This window comes from Enterococcus alishanensis (assembly GCF_019218635.1).
Classification (GTDB): domain Bacteria; phylum Bacillota; class Bacilli; order Lactobacillales; family Enterococcaceae; genus Enterococcus_A; species Enterococcus_A alishanensis.
On sequence record NZ_JAHUZB010000007.1, the window covers coordinates 83,718 to 105,048 of the forward strand.

General features: G+C 37.8%; 15 protein-coding genes. 7 read left to right on the forward strand and 8 right to left on the reverse strand.

What is annotated here, in order from left to right:
• Positions 1-149 precede the first annotated feature (149 nt).
• Entirely contained in the window at positions 150-1,022 is an 873-nt protein-coding gene (locus tag KUA55_RS15255) for a MurR/RpiR family transcriptional regulator (protein WP_218327251.1), read from the forward strand.
• A 115-nt stretch (positions 1,023-1,137) separates the two neighbouring features.
• Here KUA55_RS15255 and deoC read toward each other — a convergent pair whose 3' ends face one another.
• Positions 1,138-1,854 (reverse strand): deoxyribose-phosphate aldolase, encoded by a 717-nt coding sequence (deoC, locus tag KUA55_RS15260; RefSeq protein WP_218327252.1) that lies wholly within the window; start codon positions 1,852-1,854, stop codon positions 1,138-1,140.
• Positions 1,855-2,024: 170 nt separating this feature from the next.
• Between deoC and KUA55_RS15265 the strand changes: the two genes are divergently transcribed.
• The 4 genes from KUA55_RS15265 to KUA55_RS15280 are packed head-to-tail and all read left to right on the forward strand — an operon-like array spanning position 2,025 to position 3,354.
• The gene (locus KUA55_RS15265; protein WP_218327253.1) at positions 2,025-2,666 is read left to right on the forward strand and encodes a TetR/AcrR family transcriptional regulator; all 642 of its coding nucleotides are present in this window, start codon (positions 2,025-2,027) and stop codon (positions 2,664-2,666) included.
• Positions 2,656-2,856 (forward strand): hypothetical protein, encoded by a 201-nt coding sequence (locus tag KUA55_RS15270; protein WP_218327254.1) that lies wholly within the window; start codon positions 2,656-2,658, stop codon positions 2,854-2,856. Before KUA55_RS15265 ends, KUA55_RS15270 begins: the two co-directional genes overlap by 11 nt.
• Positions 2,857-2,874: 18 nt before the next feature.
• Complete coding sequence (locus tag KUA55_RS15275; protein WP_218327255.1) at positions 2,875-3,063, forward strand: hypothetical protein; 189 nt, start codon at positions 2,875-2,877, stop codon at positions 3,061-3,063.
• A gap of 30 nt (positions 3,064-3,093) precedes the next feature.
• Positions 3,094-3,354: a hypothetical protein gene (locus tag KUA55_RS15280; protein WP_218327256.1), complete on the forward strand. Its 261-nt coding sequence runs from the start codon at positions 3,094-3,096 to the stop codon at positions 3,352-3,354.
• 106 nt (positions 3,355-3,460) lie between these two features.
• Here the strand turns inward: KUA55_RS15280 and KUA55_RS15285 are convergent, their stop codons facing one another.
• The 6 genes from KUA55_RS15285 to KUA55_RS18660 all read right to left on the reverse strand — a co-directional run bounded on the left by KUA55_RS15285 (position 3,461) and on the right by KUA55_RS18660 (position 16,217).
• Positions 3,461-5,326, reverse strand: a complete 1,866-nt coding sequence (locus KUA55_RS15285; RefSeq protein ID WP_218327257.1) for a PTS sucrose transporter subunit IIABC — start codon at positions 5,324-5,326, stop codon at positions 3,461-3,463.
• Positions 5,319-7,031, reverse strand: coding sequence for an alpha-glucosidase (locus KUA55_RS15290; protein WP_218327258.1), 1,713 nt, complete (start codon positions 7,029-7,031; stop codon positions 5,319-5,321). Before KUA55_RS15290 ends, KUA55_RS15285 begins: the two co-directional genes overlap by 8 nt.
• 51 nt (positions 7,032-7,082) lie before the next feature.
• Complete coding sequence (locus tag KUA55_RS15295; RefSeq protein WP_218327259.1) at positions 7,083-8,081, reverse strand: LacI family DNA-binding transcriptional regulator; 999 nt, start codon at positions 8,079-8,081, stop codon at positions 7,083-7,085.
• 221 nt (positions 8,082-8,302) lie between these two features.
• Positions 8,303-9,841: an FIVAR domain-containing protein gene (locus tag KUA55_RS15300; RefSeq protein WP_218327260.1), complete on the reverse strand. Its 1,539-nt coding sequence runs from the start codon at positions 9,839-9,841 to the stop codon at positions 8,303-8,305.
• Positions 9,842-10,275: 434 nt separating this feature from the next.
• Entirely contained in the window at positions 10,276-14,757 is a 4,482-nt protein-coding gene (locus KUA55_RS15305; RefSeq protein WP_218327261.1) for an LPXTG cell wall anchor domain-containing protein, read from the reverse strand.
• 971 nt (positions 14,758-15,728) lie between these two features.
• Positions 15,729-16,217 carry a helix-turn-helix domain-containing protein gene (locus KUA55_RS18660; RefSeq protein ID WP_218327262.1) on the reverse strand — a complete coding sequence of 163 codons (489 nt, stop codon included), beginning with the start codon at positions 16,215-16,217 and terminating at the stop codon, positions 15,729-15,731.
• Positions 16,218-16,513: 296 nt separating this feature from the next.
• On the opposite strand from KUA55_RS18660, the gene KUA55_RS15315 reads away from it, so the two are divergent.
• Together KUA55_RS15315 and KUA55_RS15320 are read left to right on the forward strand one after the other, a co-directional pair.
• Complete coding sequence (locus KUA55_RS15315) at positions 16,514-17,104, forward strand: hypothetical protein (RefSeq protein WP_218327263.1); 591 nt, start codon at positions 16,514-16,516, stop codon at positions 17,102-17,104.
• A gap of 15 nt (positions 17,105-17,119) precedes the next feature.
• Positions 17,120-17,992: a GH25 family lysozyme gene (locus KUA55_RS15320; RefSeq protein WP_218327264.1), complete on the forward strand. Its 873-nt coding sequence runs from the start codon at positions 17,120-17,122 to the stop codon at positions 17,990-17,992.
• A gap of 309 nt (positions 17,993-18,301) precedes the next feature.
• On the opposite strand, the gene KUA55_RS15325 is transcribed toward KUA55_RS15320, so the two are convergent.
• Positions 18,302-21,286: a hypothetical protein gene (locus tag KUA55_RS15325; protein WP_218327265.1), complete on the reverse strand. Its 2,985-nt coding sequence runs from the start codon at positions 21,284-21,286 to the stop codon at positions 18,302-18,304.
• Between the last annotated feature and the right edge of the window lie 45 nt (positions 21,287-21,331).

The following is a 21,331-nucleotide window of genomic DNA, read 5'->3' on the forward strand; positions in this document are numbered from 1 at the left end:
TCTTCCACTCCTTTACTCCTTCAGAATATAAAAAAAGAAATAAAGATAGTGTGAATCTTGCTGCGATTTCTTTATACTATCTTTATACCCTGATTGACGATGGAAAATGTATCCATTAAAATGTAGTAAAAATACAAAAGGAGTAACTCTTGGAAAATAATCTATCTTATGCTGAACGAATTAAATTAAAATATCATATCCTCAGTAAAACAGAGAAAAAAATTGCCGATTACGTCTTAGCAGTTGGCTTTAAAGTATCAGAAATGACTTTGGCTGAGCTGGCTCAAGCAATTGAAGTGAGTGAACCATCGATTGTTCGCTTCACAAAAGCACTAAACTTTAAAGGTTTTAGTGATTTTAAAGCACAGGTTTTGAAGGATTGGGGGAAAGAAGAACAAACTAGCGAAAAACCAGAGAAATTTGTCGATTTAAATTTTTCTCAGGAAGACACCATCGACAGTATTCCCAATAAAATCATTCAGTCTACGATTAAAGGCTTAGAGGATACTTTGAAAATATTTGATTATCAAGCTTTTAATACCGCTATCGAAGCAATTTTAGCTGCTGATCGAATTGAAGTTTTTGGCTTAGGAACTTCTGGCAGTATCGCTTTAGATTTTGTCAGTAAATTGATTCGGATTGGTGTAAATGCCAATTATTTTGCTGATAACCATCTGGGACAATTAAGTGCCCGTTCCCTGAAAAAAACTGATGTAGCTATAGCGATTACCCATTCCGGTAGTACGATTGATGCCGTCAACACACTAGAAATCGCCCAAAAAACTGGTGCCAAAACAATTGCCTTAACCAACTATAAAGCCACGCATATTTCAAAATTTGCCGATATAGAATTACTGACTGGTGATCACGAAACAACATTTTATAGTGAAACTATGATTTCTCGGACTTCCCTCTTATCATTAGTTGACATGCTATACATGGGGATTTTGCTGAGTGATTATGAACGCTTTACAACTGAGCTTCATCAAGTTAATTCATTAGTAGAAGGAAAAAATTATTAAAGCCACTAAAAAGAGTCGATGCTCACAAAAAATGTGATAATCGACTCTTTCTTTGACTAGTTCATTTTATTTTTCAACAAAAAAGATGATGCGCAAACTGCCCATCATCCTAACTCTACTTATCCAATCCCAAAACAGTTGGCGTTGATCGATAGCCAATCCCCATGCGGTCGATGCCCATATCAATCAGTTGTAAAAAATGTTCGCGGGTGCGAATTGCTCCGCTACCTTTAATCTTGGCTTTACCAGCCACTTGATCCATCATAATCTGGATGATTTCGACTGTCGCACCGTTGCCTTCATGACCAGTTAAAAATCCGGTACTGGTTTTTACAAAATCTCCGCCAGCAGCAACCACGCAGTCACAACCTTTTCTGACTTGCTCTACCGTTAAAGCATCGGTTTCCAAAATCACTTTGACGGCAACACCATATTGATGACAAATATCTGCTACTGCTTTCAAATCTTGCGTCACTTCTTCATAACGTCCACTGCGTAACCAACCATAATTTGCCACAATGTCTAATTCCGCAATATCTTTTGCATAATCTTTTAGGATAATTTCCGCTTGAGCAACCTTTGACGCTGTCGAACTTTGGCCAAAAGGAAAATCACAGACCGGACAAACTTCAGTTTCTGTACCAGCACACATTTCAGCGGCTAATGGCACGGCCCAAGGATTGACACAGACTGTTTTACATTTAAAATCAATGCCTTCTTGAATGTACTTTTTCGTTTCTTCAATCGTAAATTCTGGCTTCAAAACAGATTGATCAATGTAACGGGCCAATTCGATTGGCGTCATATCTTGGGCTTTTTTCGTTGGTTTCATCTTATTCCCTCGCTTCGTATTTGATAGTTTCATCATAATGTATTTTTGCTACAATTGTCAATTAATTTTTGTATTTTTATTTCTTTTAAAAAATTTCAAATTCTTCTTGCAATTCGACCGTTGGTCTAGTATATTATAGCTATAGACCAACAGTCGAGAAAGGAGTCACCATGACACATACAAAAGATTTTGATCAAAAACGTAGCGAGATTTTAGATTGTGCGCAACAATTATTTATTTCAAAGAGCTATGAACTTACCTCTGTCAATATGATTTTAAAAGAAGTTGGCATCGCTAAAGGAACTTTTTATTATTATTTTAACTCTAAAGAAGAAGTAATGGACGCCGTGATCATGCGGATTGTTCTTAAGGATTTAGCATACGCCAAAGAAATTTTAGCTCGTAAAGATTTGTCGGCCTTAGAAAAATTATTAACTACCCTATTTACCAAACCTGAGACTGACGAGAAAAAAAACATTGTCAAAGAACTTCATCAAGCCAACAATGCCTTAATGAAGCAACGAGCATTACAAAGAACGATTGAACTAATTTGCCCGATTTATGCTGAAATAATCGCCGAAGGAAATGCGCAAAATGAGTTTTCCTCAAGCCAACCGTTAGCCGACAGCCAATTCTTAGTTGCTGGTGTTCAGTCTTTGCTGGACTTGAGTAATTTAAAAGATTCTAAGATTGAAATAAAGATCGAAAATATCGTGAACATATTATTTACTGTATTAAATATTAATCAGAACAACGTGGATCAGCAAACAATATTGAATAAAATTAAAGGAGGAAATAACAATGAAAACTAAAAAAATGGTAGTAATCGCAGGTATTGTATTAGGTTTAGGAGCGGCTTCTCAGATTGTTGAACACTCTGTCGATAAAACGGCTGTAAAAAATTATGTGGAGACTAATTTCACTGAACAAGACGATAACGAGACAAACTTTAATTTCAAAGACGAAGAAGAAAATACTTTTTTTGAATGGATTGGCTTTTAGTTTAAGGAGGAAATAACAATGAAAATTAAAAAAATAGTAGTAATCACAGGTATTGTATTAGGTTTAGGAGCGGCTTCTCAGATTGTCGAACATTCTGTCGATAAAACGGCTGTAAAAAATTATGTGGAGACTAACTTCACCGAACAAGACGATAATGAGACAAACTTTAATTTCAAAGACGAAGAAGAAAATACTTTTTTTGAATAGATTAGCTTTTAATTTAAGGAGGAAAAAACAATGAAATATCAAGAAATGGTCGAAAAAGTACACCAAATAACTGGTGAAAGTGCAGCTATCTGCAGCGAAATCATGGATAGCTATGAAAAATATTGCGCCCAAGAATTAAAACGTCCCTTTGCAAAAAAAATTACCCCGGAAATGATTGCTTGGATTGGTGCCAATACTGGTTGTGAAGCACGAACAGTCGAAAAAGTCATCACGGCTTTAATCAATACGCTTCGGGCTGGTGTGAAAGACAAGTTATTATTTAGAGCTTAAAAAACAACTGACCGTTGGAATGATCATTCCATCAGTCAGTTGTTTTTTTAGTTAATTCTTTTCTTCTTAGACACAATTAACCACTCTAAATTAAAACAATTTCGTTTTAAGATCCCAAAATCGGCAACACATAGTCTTGATTAAATTCTAAGCCCGAAATGGTCTCCTTAGTATCGGTAATAATCACCATAACTGTCGCGTCTTTTCCACTAGCTTCAAGCATTTTTAAATCAATGGTTCCAATTTCTTGACCTTGCTGAATCTTTTGACCTATTTCGATGTTTAACTTAAAAGGGGCGCCGTTTAATTCCACCGTATCAATGCCTAAATGAAGCAATAATTCCAAACCATCCGCTGTCACAATACCGATTGCATGTTTAGTCGGTGCAATCATGGTGATTGTTCCAGAAACGGGAGATTTGATGGTTTCTTCACTGGGAATAACCGCAAAACCTTCCCCCATCATTTTACTGGCAAAAACTTGATCATTCACCTCAGTAATGGGAATGATTTCGCCTTCAATTGGTGAATAAATTTTTTCGTTTTGAGATTTTGTTTGTGTTTTAGCGACATTTTCTACTTTACTACTTTTTTTGATTACCAATAGATTGGTTAGGATAAAAGCTAAAATAAAGGTACCAATTCCCACTAAAACATAAGTAATAACTTGATAAGGATCGTAAATATACATCAAAGGCGATAATAAAACAGCTAATCCATAGCTATTGGCTTGGATGCCCAATAACGAAAGAACCATCCCACCAACCGCTGAGCTGGCTAACATAACTACGATCGCTTTCATCCCTGTCCGCATCACGACACCAAATAAAGCTGGTTCACTAACCCCTAACATTTGCGTGATTGTCGCGGAAATACCTGCTGTTTTGACTGAAGCACTTTTTGTGCGTAAAGCAATTGCTAAACAGACTGCCGCATTCGCAAAACCATACATAGCGCAAACCGTAATCAAAGGATTAAATCCAGTAGTCGCGATTAATGACGTTTCTATCATGATAAACATATGATGCATCCCCGTCATTACCGCAATCGGATATAAGAAACCGATAATCAAACCACCAATTCCTAAAGGTAAATGCAAGAACATTTCAATGACTTTTACTGCTTGTCCTTCAAAAGCATGGACGATTGGACCCAAGACAAACAATGCAACAAATACAGAAACTAAAATGACTACAAAAGGAGTGAAAATCAAATCCATTGCATTCGGCATAATTTTACGTAATTTTTTCTCCAATGTTGCACCAATCATACCAGTAATTAAGGCTGTCAAAATCGATCCCTGATAACCCACTAAAGGAATCATGCCAAACGCCATGATAGGTTCGGCTGTTCCACCAGCTACTGCATACGCATTCGGCAACGCTGGAGAAACTAGCATCAAACCAATTAAAAAGCCGATAATCGGTAAACCGCCTAATTTTTTAAAAGCTGACCAACAAATAAAAGCTGTTAAAAAACCAAAAGCCGTATCTGTTAAAACGGTCACGGTCGCATTCAACCATTCAGGAATACTATCAGCTGTCAGTCCCATCACTTTAAGAACGGTTTCATTAAACAGAACACCCTTCAACCCTAAAAATAGTCCAGTGGCACCTAAAATTGGGATGATTGGCACAAAGATATCGGCAATATTGCGCACGGCACGTTGTAAAAAGGAAGAATCATCTTTAGCCATTTGATCTTTGGAGCTCTCATTAAAGTTGTAAATGGATTGCATCGCTGCATAAACTTTATTGACAATCCCAGTACCTAAGATAATCTGGTATTGCCCGGCATTATAGAAGACGCCCTTAACTTCTTCGACTTCCTCAACTTGGCTGTCGTCAATTGCTTTACGATCTTTAACTTGTAACCGCAAGCGGGTGGCACAGTGAGTAGAGGAGACAATATTGTCTTCTCCAATCACCGCAACTAACTTTTCTGCAATCTCTTGATAGTTTGTTTTAGTCATGAGTAGGATCCTTTCTGATTACAACGGCTTGGTAAGGTTGTAGTAAGTATCTGCCAGCTCTTTCTTGCAACTGTGAATAATTGTTCAGCAAAATTTCACCTGACGTTTCAATTGCTTCGATTTGATTACTTAGATTTACAAAAACTTGAATGGTTTGATCTCCAATGCGTTCATAAGCAATCACAGCATCACTTGCCTCTATTGGTGCAAATTGACCATAAATCAGTGTCTCACAAGCACTAGAATGGTTTCTTAATTGAATCATTTTTTTGTAAAAAGCGAAAACAGAATCAGCTTGATTAACTTGCTGAGCAGCATTGATTTCTGTCTGGTCACCAGATAATTTCAACCAAGCTTGGTCAGAATGGTTAAAGCCGGCATTATCGGAAGCATCCCATTGAAAAGGCGTCCGACCATTGTCTCTTGAACGTTGATTAACAAAATTCATGGCCTCTCCTTCAGAAAAACCTTCCATTAATGAACGATGATAATTATCAATACTGGATACATCATTGAAATCTTCAATTGTTTCTCTTTGGAAATTCTTCATGCCGATTTCTTGTCCTTGGTAGATAAATGGGGTCCCTCTCAAAAAGAAGAACAACGCCCCTAATGCTTTGGCACCAATTTCATTTTGATAATTTTTATCGGTAATATATTTTGATAATGAACGGGGTTGATCATGATTTTCTAAGAAATTAGCCCCCCACCCACTAGCTTGAATCGCCATTTGACTTTTGAATAACAATTCTTTCAGATCCTGTGGTTGCCAATTGGTCTGGCGGAACCATTCACTGCCATTTTCCACATCGATATCAGCATAATGAAAATCAAAGATCATATTGAAATAGCCATCTTCGCCAATATATTGGTCAAACTCCTCATAAGTCACTCCAGGTGCTTCCCCAACGCTAACGCATTCATGTTTTTTAAAAGTTTCGGCATTTAATTCAGTTAAAAACTGTTCAATTCCAGGTCGGTTACGGGTTTTGTGCTTCACACTGCCAAGACCATCGCTGCCATCAATCGGTGCATCCCCATAATCCTGATCTTTTTTGATAAAGGTGATGGAATCAATCCGAAAACCAGCGATCCCTTTTTCCAACCACCAGTTAATCATCTCATAAATCTCGGCACGCAAGGCAGGATTTTCCCAATTTAAATCCGGTTGTCGCTTATCAAAGGTATGAAAATAAAACATATTTTCCTCATTTGGGACCGGCTCCCAGACACTACCACCAAAAATCGAACGCCAATTATTCGGCGGATTACCTTCCTTGCCTGCTTTAAAAATGTAATAGTCGCGGTAAGGACTGTCAGCGTCTGCTAAAGCAGTTTGAAACCAAGCATGTTCATCAGAAGAATGATTGACGACTAAATCTAAAATGATTTTGATATTTTTAGCTTTCGCTGCGGCAATCAGTTCCTCTAAATCTGCCATGCTGCCAAATTCGGTTTGAATACCTTTATAATCAGCGATATCATAGCCATTATCAACCATTGGCGAGGTAAAAATGGGACAAATCCACAACATTGTCACACCTAAATCAACTAAATAATCTAATTTTTGCGTAATCCCTTTAATATCACCAATTCCGTCATTATCACTATCATAAAAACTTTTCGGATAAATTTGATAAACGACTTCCTCTTTCCAAAAATTCTGTGCTTCACTTACTCGCTGCTCTTTTAATTTAATCGTCATTTTTTTCTCCTTCTTTGTGGTATCGATACCACATTTGCTAAAAAAATCTGGCTAAGCAGATTTTCGGGTAATTAAATTTAAAACTAATTCAGACTTGTCTAACTGATAAACTTTTCCTTCCATTTGGGCAATTAACCAATTAGTGGACTCTCTTCCTAAAGCATCCACCGGCTGTTGAATCGTGGTTAGAGGAACTGCCAACATACTAGTAAAAGGCTGATTATCAAAACCCATAATGGCTAAATCCTCCGGCACTGACTGACCTTTGGCTAAATATCTCTCTAAAATACCACTAGCCACTTCATCACTGCTAGTAAATACTGCATCAGGACGCCGGTCTTTCGGCAAAGCTAAAAGTTTATCCGCGACTTTTTTACCATCTTCAATCGTATGGACTTGCTTAAAAATCCACTCAATCTTCATTGGCAAATTGCTTTCTTGTAAAGCTTTTTCAAAACCTTCTGTCCGAGAATTTCCATGTCCGCCTCGAGTCAAACTCCCACCAGTACAATAAGCAATTTTTTTATAACCCTTTTGGATTAAATAGTTGGTTGCTTCAAAAGAGGCAGTCGCTTGGTTTGTATAAACTTGTGGCAACTTTGAGCCGGGAATTTGTTCATTGCATAAAACGATTGGACCATATTCGCGGTAAGCTTCGATGACTTTCGGATCACCTTCGATAGAGCACATAATTAAACCGGCAATGACCTGCTGCTTCAGCATTTCCAACATATTGGTCTCAGCCTTTTTATCATCATAAGTCTGCATTACCAACACATTGTAACCATGTTTTCTGGCATTTTTTTCAATCGAATCAACCAAATGAGCAAAAAATGGATTTACAATCCGAGAAACAAGAATCCCAATCATCGTCCCCTTTTTTGAACGTAATTGCGTCGCTACTGAGCTAGGGGTATAATCCAACGCTTCCATCGCTGCCTGAATTCGTTTACGTTTATCTTCGGAAATATACGGATGATTATTTAAAAATCTTGAAACTGTCGAAACAGATAATCCTGCTTTCTTTGCAACATCTTTTATCGTTGCCAATATCTCACCGCCTTATGGTATCGATTTCATAAATATCATACTAAGATAAAAGTCGTTTGTCAACTTAAAAATATAAAAAATTGCTCGTCTCATTCTGTATCGACCATCATTCATCGGCAAGATTCCCTAATTTCTAATCTCTCGACAAAAAAATAACTCCTTAAAATAGATTTTCATCTACTTTAGGGAGCTGTCAATTTGAATCATTTGAAAAAATTAAATTATTCTGCAGCCCAATTAATAGTTGGCACAGTGATTTGTGGCACTACTGCTGTTAGTTCATCATCGGTTGAGATAGTTAAAACTTTTCCAATAATATTGGCTTGATTTTTATCATACTCAATATTTAAGTTTGAAATCAAGGTTTCTTTGATTTGGCTAATCATGTCATCAATATTTACTTGAGTCACTATATCAGCCGCATCAGCAGTAGGTGTGCGACCATCTGCTTCAAATAATTGTTCGTAATTTCCTTTTAATCCCATTTGATAGTAATCTAAGGCTGCCATCGTTTGACTGTCGTAGACTATTTCTGCCTTCATTTCATCAGTCACGATCGACTGATAAACTGATAAAGTCATCGTGTATTGATATAAATCACTCAAATTTCTCACAAAAACTAGATTGTCGAAGCTTTCTTGCAAAGTGGTATTGGCAGTATCAATTTTTGCTTGGGTGACTGTCGGATCAGTTCCCGCTGCAGCTAAAATCGTGACTGCATCTTGATAAGCCGCATTATAAGTATCCCATGTGTTGGTTGCATAGTTTTCTGCGACTAGATTATTTCCAGAAGCAGTGTTTGCTGCTGCCAATTTGTTGATGGAATTTTGTAAGGCTGTCGGATCTACTGACACTCTTAATGCCGAAATCGTATCTTCTAGGTTTTTTAATTGTGCATCTACTTGTGCTTGGGTCGCTGCAGCATCATTAAAAACTTTTTGTGCTTCAGTGATGGCTGTCGCTAAAGCTGCAGCCGTATCTGATGTGTAGATTGATTCATCATAATTTTGAGCTTCAGTTATTTTTGCTGATAAAGCTGTTTTATCTACTGTTCCTGGCGCTAAATTATTTAATGCCGTCTTGATTGCTTCAGTCGCTGCATCTACTTCGGCTTGGGTTGCTTTTTGATCAGCCGCCACTTTTTTACCAGCGGCAAGAGCTGTTGCTAAGTTTTGATATGTTGCCTCAGTGTAGTCATCTTTAGAGATGTTTTCCCCATTTGCGATTTCTGCATTCAATTCGTCTTTATCTACCACTTCGGTATTATTTCCAGGATTCGCTGCATAAAATGATACTTCTTCATTGGTCCAACCGATACTAATCAACGAATTGTGTTCAATAATAGAAGTCGTATACATATGGGCGCCAGCTTTAGCATTTTTATTATAGCTACGATAAACTGGATTGGTTTTATCAGTGTCGCTATAAAAAGCTTCTCCCTCTTGAATCCAGCCTTGTGTTTTCAACCAATCATATTCCGTTACGCTTTTCGTGTAAAAATGATCTCCAGTATGTTGATTGTATAGGCGATAAACTGCCTCTCCTTGGTCAGGTGTTGCCCAAGCGGCTTCTTCGTATTTCCATCCTTGTGCCACAAGCCAATTTCTTTCACTTGTACTTTCAGTAAAAAAATGCTCACCGCTGTTTGGATTATAGACTCTAAATAAGTCATTGGTTGCTGCATCTGCTGCAGTACCGCCATAAATGACTAATCCCATTCCTACTATTGCACTAAAACCTAATAATTTTACATTTTTCATATTGGCTCACCTTTCAAAAATCGAAATAATTTTTAATGAAATTAGAATATCATAAAAGATTTTTTAACGGAATTTAATAGCTTGAAATTACAATCAAAAATTTTTTTTAAAAAAATAATAGATTGGTCATTTTTGTTGCAAAAAAATAACACTTTAGTACTTCGGAATTGCACTATTTAAAAATAAGTCTAGTGATTAGGAATCGATTCATTTAACCATGAAACCTCGACCTTTTTACCAAAGTCATCTGTATAAATAATACTATTTTTAAAATATAAATTTAGCTAATATAAAAAAAGCCTAAACAGCTTATGACTAAAACTGCTTAGGCTCCCAAAGAAAGAAAATATATATAGTTCCATTGGTTTGGTTCTTCACAGATTGTCAGCTAACGGGGAGGTATAGCTGACAACCGTCCTCCCCAATGTAGCTAACTAATCTTTATCGGCTTTGGCTTTTTTACGTTTTTTCCATCCGCTAAAGCCAAGAGCGCCGATGATGCTGGCACCTAGTGCTTGATACCATGGATTACTGATATCGTTGGTTTGTGGCAAGGTCCCTTTGTTACTAGTTGATGGTAAATTATTGTTGGTTACTTGCACACCTGAGATGCGATTATCTCTCGGATCTTTGTTTGGATCCTTCACTGGTTTAATTACTGGTGGATCAATTTGTGGTATCGATGTTGGTTCACTTGGTTTGATCATAGTAATTTTCACCGGCTCAGCTGACGAAGTGATTTCATAATCTTTCTTCCCTTCTAACACAACACCTTCACCGGGATCTTTAAGTTGATTAATTGGTGTTGGATCAAATAGATCTGGTTTTTTCACATCATCAAAAGCTGTCGACTCATCAAAGGTTGGCGGTAAAACTGGCTCAGGGATCTCGTTAATCGTACCATCAGCATTTTTTGGATCCTCATTAGTTCCAGGGTCACCAACGTCCAATTCTGTTTCGCCAACATCAGTCATTGTTTCTAGTTCTGGTAGTGTTACGTCAATTGGTGTCACTTCTTCATTAGTAATATCGATGTTCTCAACTGGTTTAACCGATAAGTCTTCAACTGTCGGCAAAATAGGAAGTGCTTCTGGTTTAAGGTCGGTTACGCTAGGTACACTAAGAGTAGTATCTAAATCCTCCATCTCGACTGAGCCTAACTCAGCAGGTAGACTTAGTGGGCTTAGCGCATCCGGTTCAGGAATCGCCACAGTCGGTTGCTCCACGCTCATCGGTGTTAATTTCAATTGCGGGTTCAGGCGCAGTGCAGGTTCCCCTTCCAGCGCTTTTGTTATCTGGGGATCTGCTGATGGAAAGTTATCGTTTAGTAGAAAATAGGTATAGGGAGATTCTTCATCCCATGAATAATTAGTTTCCCAATATCCAAAAGGGTCCTCACGAATTTCCTCTTTCTCAGCCTCAGACAAGCCGCTAGTAGCCCGTATAAGTCCATTCGCCAGACAAGTATTAAACGAGTCAAGAGTAGCTTGAGTGTTATCTTCAAACGCTGTTTTATATAAACCAGGAAATATATAGGCGCTGGCATTATTTTCATTGTTAGGCAAACTGCTTTTAAGAAATTTAACCCCTGTTCCTTCAATAATATTGTCAAGGTCAGCTCTGAAATCTATTTTAACCGCCATGAATGCATCACCATCAATACTCATCTGATCTTGCCAACCTTCTAGGTCAGCTGAAATTTCAGCTCGGTTAATTGCATACTTGGCTAACATGTTGTTCCAATCGTCCTCGGTCTTAACTTCACCCAGACCCTCTATTCCTAAGCCAGTAAAATCAAAGTAATCTTTACCAGCAATAGGCTGTCCATTTTCCGTAAGTGCGGTAGCGTTAATGAAAGCTTTTGCTTTTTTATATGGCTCATAGTCGTCTGTAATTAGTGCCTCAGCCTTATCATGATAAATCTTAAACTCCACTAAATATTCTTTCAGCCTGGCTACTACTTTAAGATACGCCTGCAGATCCGTCAAGTTAGTATCGTTTGTGTCAGTAGCAGCAAACAACTTTTCAGCATCAGTAATGAAATCAGTTAGATCGAACGGATCTTTGTCTTCAGGTAGGACGGCATTATAGTCAGTTTGATATTTCTTGATGATTTTTATTTGTTCATCAAATACTTCTTTACTTGATACTAATACCTTTTGATACTCTGGCCACCACGTTTTTAATTCTGAAACTAAATCTTCATATGCAGCTAGTTGGGCGTCATCATCAACAGTATCCTGATTAATCGTTTGGTTTATTAGAATCTCAGTGTTAATCGGATAAGTATCAATAAACTCCATCAAAGGTTTGAAAGTTGTTTCATTAATTACTCCCATAGCTGCGACAGCGGCTTCATAAGTTCGCGTAATATCTCCGGTAGCACTCTCGATGTCTTCATTGTATTGTTGAATAGCCAAGATAGCAGCTGGTTGTAGATCCATCATATTCTTATGAGCTGCTTCAGCTGCTTTATAAGCTTGTTTCATGTCAGCCGCGTTAGCATCATTATTGAAGCTTTCGATTTCGGTTAAAGCTGTTTGATAGAGATCATTTGCTTTTTCAAGCTCATCGTTTAAATCATTTTCATAATAATTATTTGCAGCATCCAATTTGTCTTTCAGACCATCCGGGTCATTAATTTTATTGCCTAAATCTGTTAGAAGTTCCTCTAATTGCTCCTTTTGAGCCTCAATTGGGCCATAAAGTGATAATGCCTTGTTGTATTTTGCCTGAGCATCATTATATTGTTCCGTTAATTTTCCGTGTGCTATTTTTAGATCTTCGTATTGGTCCTCAATTATTGGTAATTCATCTTCTGCAATTTTTACTTGATCAAGCACAGCATCTCGTGCCCTTGTTGCCTCTTTAAACAAGTTGTAAACTTCAGTAAACTGTCCATGAACTATCAAATATTCATCTGAATGATCTTCTAACTGCTCTTCAAGTTCAGTTTTCGCCTTTTTTACCTCTCCCATTTCTGTATTTAATAGACCTAACTCTGTAGTCAATTCACCAAGGACTGTATTTAAAACCAGTATGTCTGCTTCCAAATTGGTTTTCGTGCCGGTCAAACTCTTAACTTTTTCTTTGGCGATAGCGTATTCTGCCATTGCTGCTCCATGATCACTTTTTGCTTTTTCGTAGGCTGCCTTAACTTCTGGGTAGTTTGTAGGAATTTTAGCGTTTATTTCATTATAAGAATTTACTAAAGCATCATATAGACCAGAGACTCGATTTTTCTCAGTTGTCAGCTCATTAAGCAGTTTTTGAATTCGGGCATGTTCATTTTTAACCTTAGAATATTGATCAAAAGCCGTTTGATAGTTTGATTTTAGTGTTTCATAGCTTGATTCAGCAGATTGTTTTTGCGCATTTAGATTATCATATTCTCTTTTAAGACTTACATATTGATTTTCTAAGGCGGTGAAGCTTTCAGTAGCTTTATCATAGTTCGTTTGGGTAGTCGTAAATTCAGCTACTAATTGATCATACGCTGCTTTAACCGGTTTATGCTTTTCAACAGTCTGATCATATAATTTAACATTTTCAATATAGACTGCATAAGCGCTTTCATATTCGGCATCGCCTTTAGCGTACTGGTCTAAAATTTTTTGCGCTGCATCTCGATTAGCCGCATAAATAGCCGCATCAGTCTCGAAAGCGCTTAACTGTTTCTCATAAGCAAGCTTGTTTTCATCATAAGACCTTTTATCTGAATTATAAGCTTCTGCTTCTTTTTGATAAGCAGCCTGAGCCTGATTATAGTCAGCTGTATTCTTTTCATAAACTGGTAATAATGCTTCGATTTTTCCAGTGGTTGATTGATAAGTAGCAACGATATCTTCATATGCTTGTTTAGTCTTTAAATAGCCGTCCCTCAACTGATTGTATCCGGCAATTTGGCGATTATACTCACCAATTTGACCTTCTAAACCAGATAGTTCTCTATCATAATTCTCCATTTGAACCTGATAAGAATCCTTAAGGTTCGCTAGGTCATCGTATTCCCCCTCATAACCCTCTTTTATGGAATTATAAGCCGCTAAGCTGCTTTGATAAGTCTGATTGAGCTCAGCCACTTTAGCATTGAGTTCAGCTTGTTCCCCTAAAGCTTGATTATATTCTGCTAATGCTTTTTCGTACAGCCCTTTTTTTCCATTATAGTCAGAAAGGTTCGATTGATAACGTCCTTGACTTATCTGGTATTCGCCTAATAGTTTATTATAATCAGTCACTAAACCTTTATAATCACTTTGCTTCTTTTCATAAGCTTTTTTAGCATCCTTATAATCACTTAATTTTATTTTATAGATAGCTTCGGCTGTCTGAAAAGCGTTTTGCAAATCGCTTCCTTCTGCTACACTAGCTTTTAAATTATTATATTCCTGTAAAGCCGCTAAATATTGACCTTCTTGCGTTTGCAAGGTTGATTTTGCATCTTCAAATGGCGCTATTAAACCTTCATAAGCATCTTTGGCAGCCTTATATTCAGGAGTCATTTCCGTATATTGTTTGTTAAGCAAATTAAATTGTTCTTCAATATCATCATAATTTCCCCTAGCTTCCTCATAGGCTCCCTTTAGACCAAGATATTCGTCTTCTGCCTCCTTAAGTTTAGTCAATTGCTCCTCATAAATCTTTTTGGCTTCAGCAGCTTTTGCATATAAGGAATTTTCTTCAGTAGTGTAGCTTTCGTAAGTCTCTTTTTTCGTTTTATAATCATTATAAGCATTAACATAATCAGTGTAAGCTTGCGGAAGTTCACCACTTTCACTTTGATCATTTGCTAGCTTCTCTGATTGAATATTTTGAGTCACAGCTGCAAGGGCACTGACAGGCGTTCCTAACATGGCAATCAATGTCGTTGAATAAAGCATCCCTTTCCAATATTTTCTCTTTCTTTGCGTGTTCATTCTAATCCCCCTCGTTTTTAAAAAGCATCTCCCATCTTAGGAAAGATGTTCAAAAAAACTAATGTAATTTTTATATTATAATTATAACATCCATTTATTAATTATTCAAAATAAATAAAATATTTTGTAATATATAACGACATAAAATATCCTTTTAAACCAATATTTATGGAATATCGGTATCGAATTGTAATAAAACGTTGTCAGAAATAAAAAAATAAACCTTTTAAATAATCGGTATAATTAATTAAATAAATAATTAATCTCTTCATTTTAGACAAAAAAGCAAAAAATATATTCAAAATAAAGATTTATTATTACGTTTAAAACGAGACTTCATAATCGGTGGGTCTTGTGGATTACTTTGAACCTCAAACAATCTTAAAAAAACTAAATAGGGATAAATATATAACGTAATCGTTTGTTTTTTAAGAATTTATCAAAAAAAAAGACCTCGATCGTATGTGATCGAGATCTCTACTAGCTATTTCCCAGCAAAAAATATTTATTAATAAGTGTGCCACTCCCCTTATCCCACATATTTATTTTTTCCTCTTGATACTTTTCAAAATTTTTTTACACCTGATATCTAAGAAAAAACTAAAAATTTTACTTGAAAAAGTACCAGTTAGATTGGTTAACCTCAGCTGATTCTTATGAGTATTTTTCACTTGTTTAATCATTCATCTGTTATTTTTGAGAAGCTTAAGCAAAAAACCTCACTCAGTAATTCAGCATGAACTAAATTATCTATAATTACTCACCTCCTTTTCATCTATCCTCATCTTATTCCGTTTATTTTTTCAGTTCGTTTTAGTTATCTTTTAAAACGATTTTCATGACAGTAAATCAATTTCCGCAACGATCTGACAATAGGCGTGGCTACCCTTTTTTTATTCCCTAAGAATTTTTACGAATTTTAGTTTATTAAGGATTATTTCTTAGAAAAATGCTGATATCAGCTCATTTTTTTAATCTTCATAAAAGTAAGATCCTAGTCGTTTGGCTAGTTGTTTGCGCCAGTAAAAAATGGTGCTGCGGCTAACCTGATATTGGTCGGCGATTTCTTGGATACTACGCCCAGCGAGCCAGCGTTCTTTTAAAAATATTTGTTCACCACGAGAAAGCTTGGGCCAATTGATGGTTAAAAATAACTTTAATTGGCTTTCAGCTTCAGGATTATTGATAGGTTCTTGGTATCGGTCATAGCTTCTTTCTTTAATCTTTTGTTGACGCAAATTTTTCCGCTGATGGTCTCTGACTTGCCAACATAAATAACGGAACATTTCTGGCAAATTAACTTCTTCTTGGGTTAAACAGCGTTGAAAGAATGCCAGCTGCAACTGTTGGAAATAATCTTCGTAATCAGGACTAAAGGGATACACGCGACTGACATGTAATACCTTGTGAAATAGACCTTGGTAATTTTTTAGGGCTGTTTCGATTTCTGCTCTTTCCACAATGCCTCCTGTAATTATTTTCTCCGGCCGGGTACTCATAATTTAGAAGCGATTGCCGCCTTTTCCCAATTTAGAACTTGCTAAATTCTTAGTATTCTTACCTGATATATCTTGCCAAAAAAGTGTTTAGTAACTTCTATAACAAACCTAAAGGAGTTGATCAATCAATGAAAAATGGACCCTATGGTAGTTGTAATACTGACATCTTGGATTGAAATATTGCCAGTCCTGTGTGGGATTTCTATCTTGAGAAAGCCACCCTTTTTCACCAAAATAACCGGTGTGAGATCCACGCTGTGTTGCCTGTGCCAAATAGTTTAGACACTTTGTTTTTATGTAACGACACGCTCGCTTTCACTAGTCAAAAAAGTTTCAAAGTATTGCAGGAGCATTTTTTTCGCGATAGTTTTTTAGATTATCAGATTGTCTGTAAAACCGTGCGAAAATTTCAGCAGTTTCCCCAATACAAAGTCCCGATGACCGATGGGCATCAGCTTTTAGTTCCGCTGGAGAGTCCGTGGGGAGCGGCGATTTGGTTGAACCCTTTGAAAATCTATCAGATCCATGAAAATCCCCATCAGACTTTGATTGAGTTTGAACAAGGACCGTTGATTGTTTCGACTTTACGGAAAAGGAGTTTGAGATGGTTGAGCTTGGAGGCTTTGCTGCTATTTGCTGTGATGCGAAGGGATTTTGCCTTTTGTCCACGAGAATTGACCGACTTAAAAAAGAATCTGCCTGATTGTGGACACTCCCCTTTTTTGCAAACTATTTTGTTGGCCTTACCACGAGATTGTCAGCAGCTTCCCTTGAATAAATTCTCGCAAACGTATTTCACTGAAGCCTTTAAATGGCACTACAACGCTTTGACTAGTGACCCAAATTAAGAAAGAAGGAAAAATATGAAACCATTAATTATCGACATCAGCGAATGGCAAGTCCCAGCCAAAATGAATTACGCCACTTTAGCCAAACAGATCGACCATGTAATCGTCCGCATACAATACGGCTCGGCTTATTTAGACAAACACTACGTCAGCCATATCAAAAATTTCCAAGCCTGCGGTATTCCAGTGGCGGTCTACGCCTTTGTCCGTGGGATCAACCATCACGATATGGAACACGAAGCACAGACTTTTTATCAACGAGCAAAAGAATTTCAGCCAACATTTTACTGGCTAGATGTGGAAGAAGTGACGATGGCAGATATGCGAGGTGGTGTGGAGGCCTTTCGCCGAAAATTAAAAGATTTAACTGGCGCAAAAGTGGGGGCTTATATCGGGCATCACCTGTACAAACAACTAAATCTCGTCACCGAAAACTTTGACGGTATCTGGTTGCCAACTTACGGACGAGACACTGGAACTTATCAAGGGGTCAATCCGTCAGTCACACAAAGATACGACCTCCACCAATATACTAGCCGTGGACGGTTGAACGGATATAACGGAGATCTGGATCTCAATCGTTTAACTGGGCAAAAGAATCTTAATTATTTCACCGGGGAACCATTAAAAGATCTCCAATGGGGCATCAGTGAACCCGGGCATTTCAAACTCCACAGCGCTATTCATTTACGCTGCGCACCTACCACAAATGCCTTGAAAATTGCGACATTAAAAGCCGGCGAAGTCCTCAAATACGATGCCTTCGCTCACGAAAACGGCTATGTTTGGCTGAGACAGATTCGCCAAGATGGCACCTTCGGCTATCTCGCCACCGGAAAAAGCGATGGCCAAAAACGAACCGAAGCACCGTGGGGAACTTTCTTTTAGGGTATTGAAAAGTGAGAAACATTCAATAATTCTCTCCAGTTATTTTTAATAGATATTTAATATCCTAAAGTATTCCAACTAATTTTTGAAAAGATAGCTTATCAATATGCAACGGATAATAATTATTGATGTACTTGAATTGTGTGCTAGATTTTTAAACAACAACAAACAAGCAGTTAGACAAGAGAGTTGTCTAACTGCTTGTATTGGTCTATTGATAAACGCACCTGATCAGAAATGTTGAGAGATCTATTCCCTTTCAAATCAACTCTTGATTATCGTAAAATAATTAGAAGTTCACTTTTGTATTTATTTCCCATAAAACCCAACTCCCTCAGAGCGCCAGCCTTCACTAACTAAGCCAGTATTTTCAGTTGTACTCAAAGTATAATGATGAGATCCCGCATCTTGCGCATTCGGATTAAATACGCGATAAATCGGAATTTCTGTTTCTTCTGATGCATAGAATGCAATTCCTTCTTTATTCCAGCCAGCTTGTCCCACCGAATCATATTCAGCTTGATCTAAAGTATAGAAATGTTCACCAGAATTGGGATTGTATAAACGATATGCTGCTTTGCCAGTTTTTTCGCCGCCATACCAACCAATACCTTCGTCTTGCCAACCTTTATTGATCAAGCCCTGTGCTTCTGTCAGGGATTTCGTGTAAAGATGTTCGCCGTTGTTTTTGTTGTAGACACGATACAACGGTACACGATCTTCTGCTGGTTTTTCTGTGACGGTCAGTGTGCCTTTTTGATAAGTAATTGTGTAATTATTCGCCGCATCTGTCACCACACCAGGGATCATTTCAATCTCAAAAGTCCCTGCTTTGGCAGTATCTGTTGTAAAATTTGCCGTTGGTAATTGAGAGAAAATGGTCGCTTCCGTCTCACCAGTCGCAAATTCACCATATTTGACTGTACCTAGGGCTGGTAGTAAATCTTCTTGTTGGACTTTGACATCTTCGGCAGTTATGGTTAGCGGTTTCGCAGTAATTTCATACTCACCGATGAAAGTATCTGCTTCTGCGTACTTTTCTGATCCATCGTTGTGGGCATAGACTTGGTACGTTCCGACATTAGATGAATCGACTTTTTGATTATTTTGTTTAATGACTGGTGTGATAGTCCCTAATTTTTCATCACTAGTAATGGTAATGACTGGTTTTTCTCCATCGTAAGTGTGTTTTTTAGAAAATGTCCCTTTATATAAATCTTTCGTTGGCGCGTTTTTCACAGTCACTGTGGCATCAGAAAGCACGAACTGGTTGGAGTTAAAATTATTATTGGTATTATGCACTGCGATTTTTATCTGGTAGGTACCTGCTTCATTCATTGTTTCAGTTTCAACGTTGTCCTTCACATATGTCACGGTAAAGTGCTCCAAGCTTTCATCTTTAGCAGTGATCGCCTTTTCCAGAGTCAGTCCTTCACCTTCGTATACTAAATCCGTTGCTCGCTCATAATGAAAATCCTTTTCTGTTGGCGTCGCTTTTTTGACGTTTACACCAGTGACTATATGTCCAGCAGAAAATAGTGTACTTTTTTCATCAGTTACATCTGCCATCACAGTATAATATCCAGCATCTTTTATCCTGTTTGATATCATGCCACTCTGGTATAGCGTCAACGTCACTTCTTCAGCGAATGCCTTTCTAAAACATTCATTCTTATCCATCGGAACCACCGTCTGTATTTTGCCATTGTAGGTTTTATCAGAAACATCCAGTAAATTTGGCGTTAATTTCAATTTTGTATCTGCCACTGGGATAAATCCACCAGCTTCTGTGCCATCTTTGTAGGCGATACCGACTGACTGGGCTTCATTTGTCCCGCTGATGGTCCAGAAAGGATCTACATCGTCTATGTTTTCACCAAGGAGAAAATCTAAATCAATAGCACTATTCCATTCAAAAGAATTTGAAGTAGTTGACGGTGCTTTGGCGATGACTACGCCATTTTCAATTGGTTTCTTCCAATTATTTCTATAGTCGTAAATCAAATCAGTCACTGAGGCAGCTTCACCGTAGACGAGACCGCCGCTTACTGTGACTGTTCCTCCTTCAGCATTGATGCCTCCTCCAGTAGCAGATTCATTGCCGCTTATGGTTCCTCCACTCATTGTGACTGTTCCGGTGTTAGCATGGATGCCTCCTCCATAGCTAGTTGCTGTATTGTCACTGATTATCCCGGTGCCATTTACTGTAACTGTTCCTCCAGTAGCATTGATGCCGCCTCCATCATCAGATTCATTGTCGCTTATGGTTCCACCTTCTATTTTAACCTCGCTATGGTAAGCATTGATGCCGCCTCCTAATCCTGGAACGGTGCCACTACTAGTTTTATTACCACTGATTGTTCCACTTCCACTTACTATGACTGTTCCGGTGTCAGCATAGATGCCGCCTCCAAAATTAGATTCATTGTCGCTGATTGTTCCGTTTCCACTTACTGTGACTGTCCCGTCATTAGCATAGATGCCGCCTCCTTCAGTATCTGCTAGATTGCCATTAACTATTCCTCCTTCTATATTGACTTTGCTAGTAGAACCTTCAGCATAGATGCCGCCTCCATTAAAAGTTGCTGTATTGTTGCTGATTGTTCCACCTTCTATATTTACGCTACTTCCGCTACCAGCATATATTGCACCGCCATCTCGTGCATTTCCATTCTTGAGAGTCCCTGATTTTAATGTGAAAGTAGCACTAGTTAGCGTAATAAGCGAACTTCCTTTTGTTGCTTTATTATTTTCATTCCCATCAATGCTTACATTATCCAGCGTTAGACTTCCTGAATTTGTTACACTGAACACACCACCGAAGTAGTTAGTCACTCTTTTTAAAGTAGTTCCATTTGCCGAAGTCAGTGTGATATTTTTTCCGCTGATGTTAATTGCTTCGTTATTAACTTCAATATTGTCAGATAGAATAATTGTTCCAGAGTCTTCAATTTTATCAATTTCACCCTGCAAGTCAGCCTGAGTTGTGATGGTATCATTCTGTGGGCTTAAATTATTTCTAGTTGTTGCTCGATCCGCCGATGCCTGACTTTCTCCGCCAGCATTCCCATCAGATTTCTGATTATCTGCTGTGAATAACTCGCTGGACATCCCTACATCCAGCGGACTTTCTGGATCGATATTTTCCGAACTATTTGGCGTGGTTTCATCTGTCGTTTCCGCCAAGACTTGCACCGGTCCGACTGCTAGCTGGCTGACTAATAATATTCCTGTAGCTACCGAGATTAACTGTTTATTCCACTTGATTAGTTTGAATTTCTGTCCTTCTTTCATTTATATTCCCCCTATTATTTATTTATGTATTGTATTTTGATGACT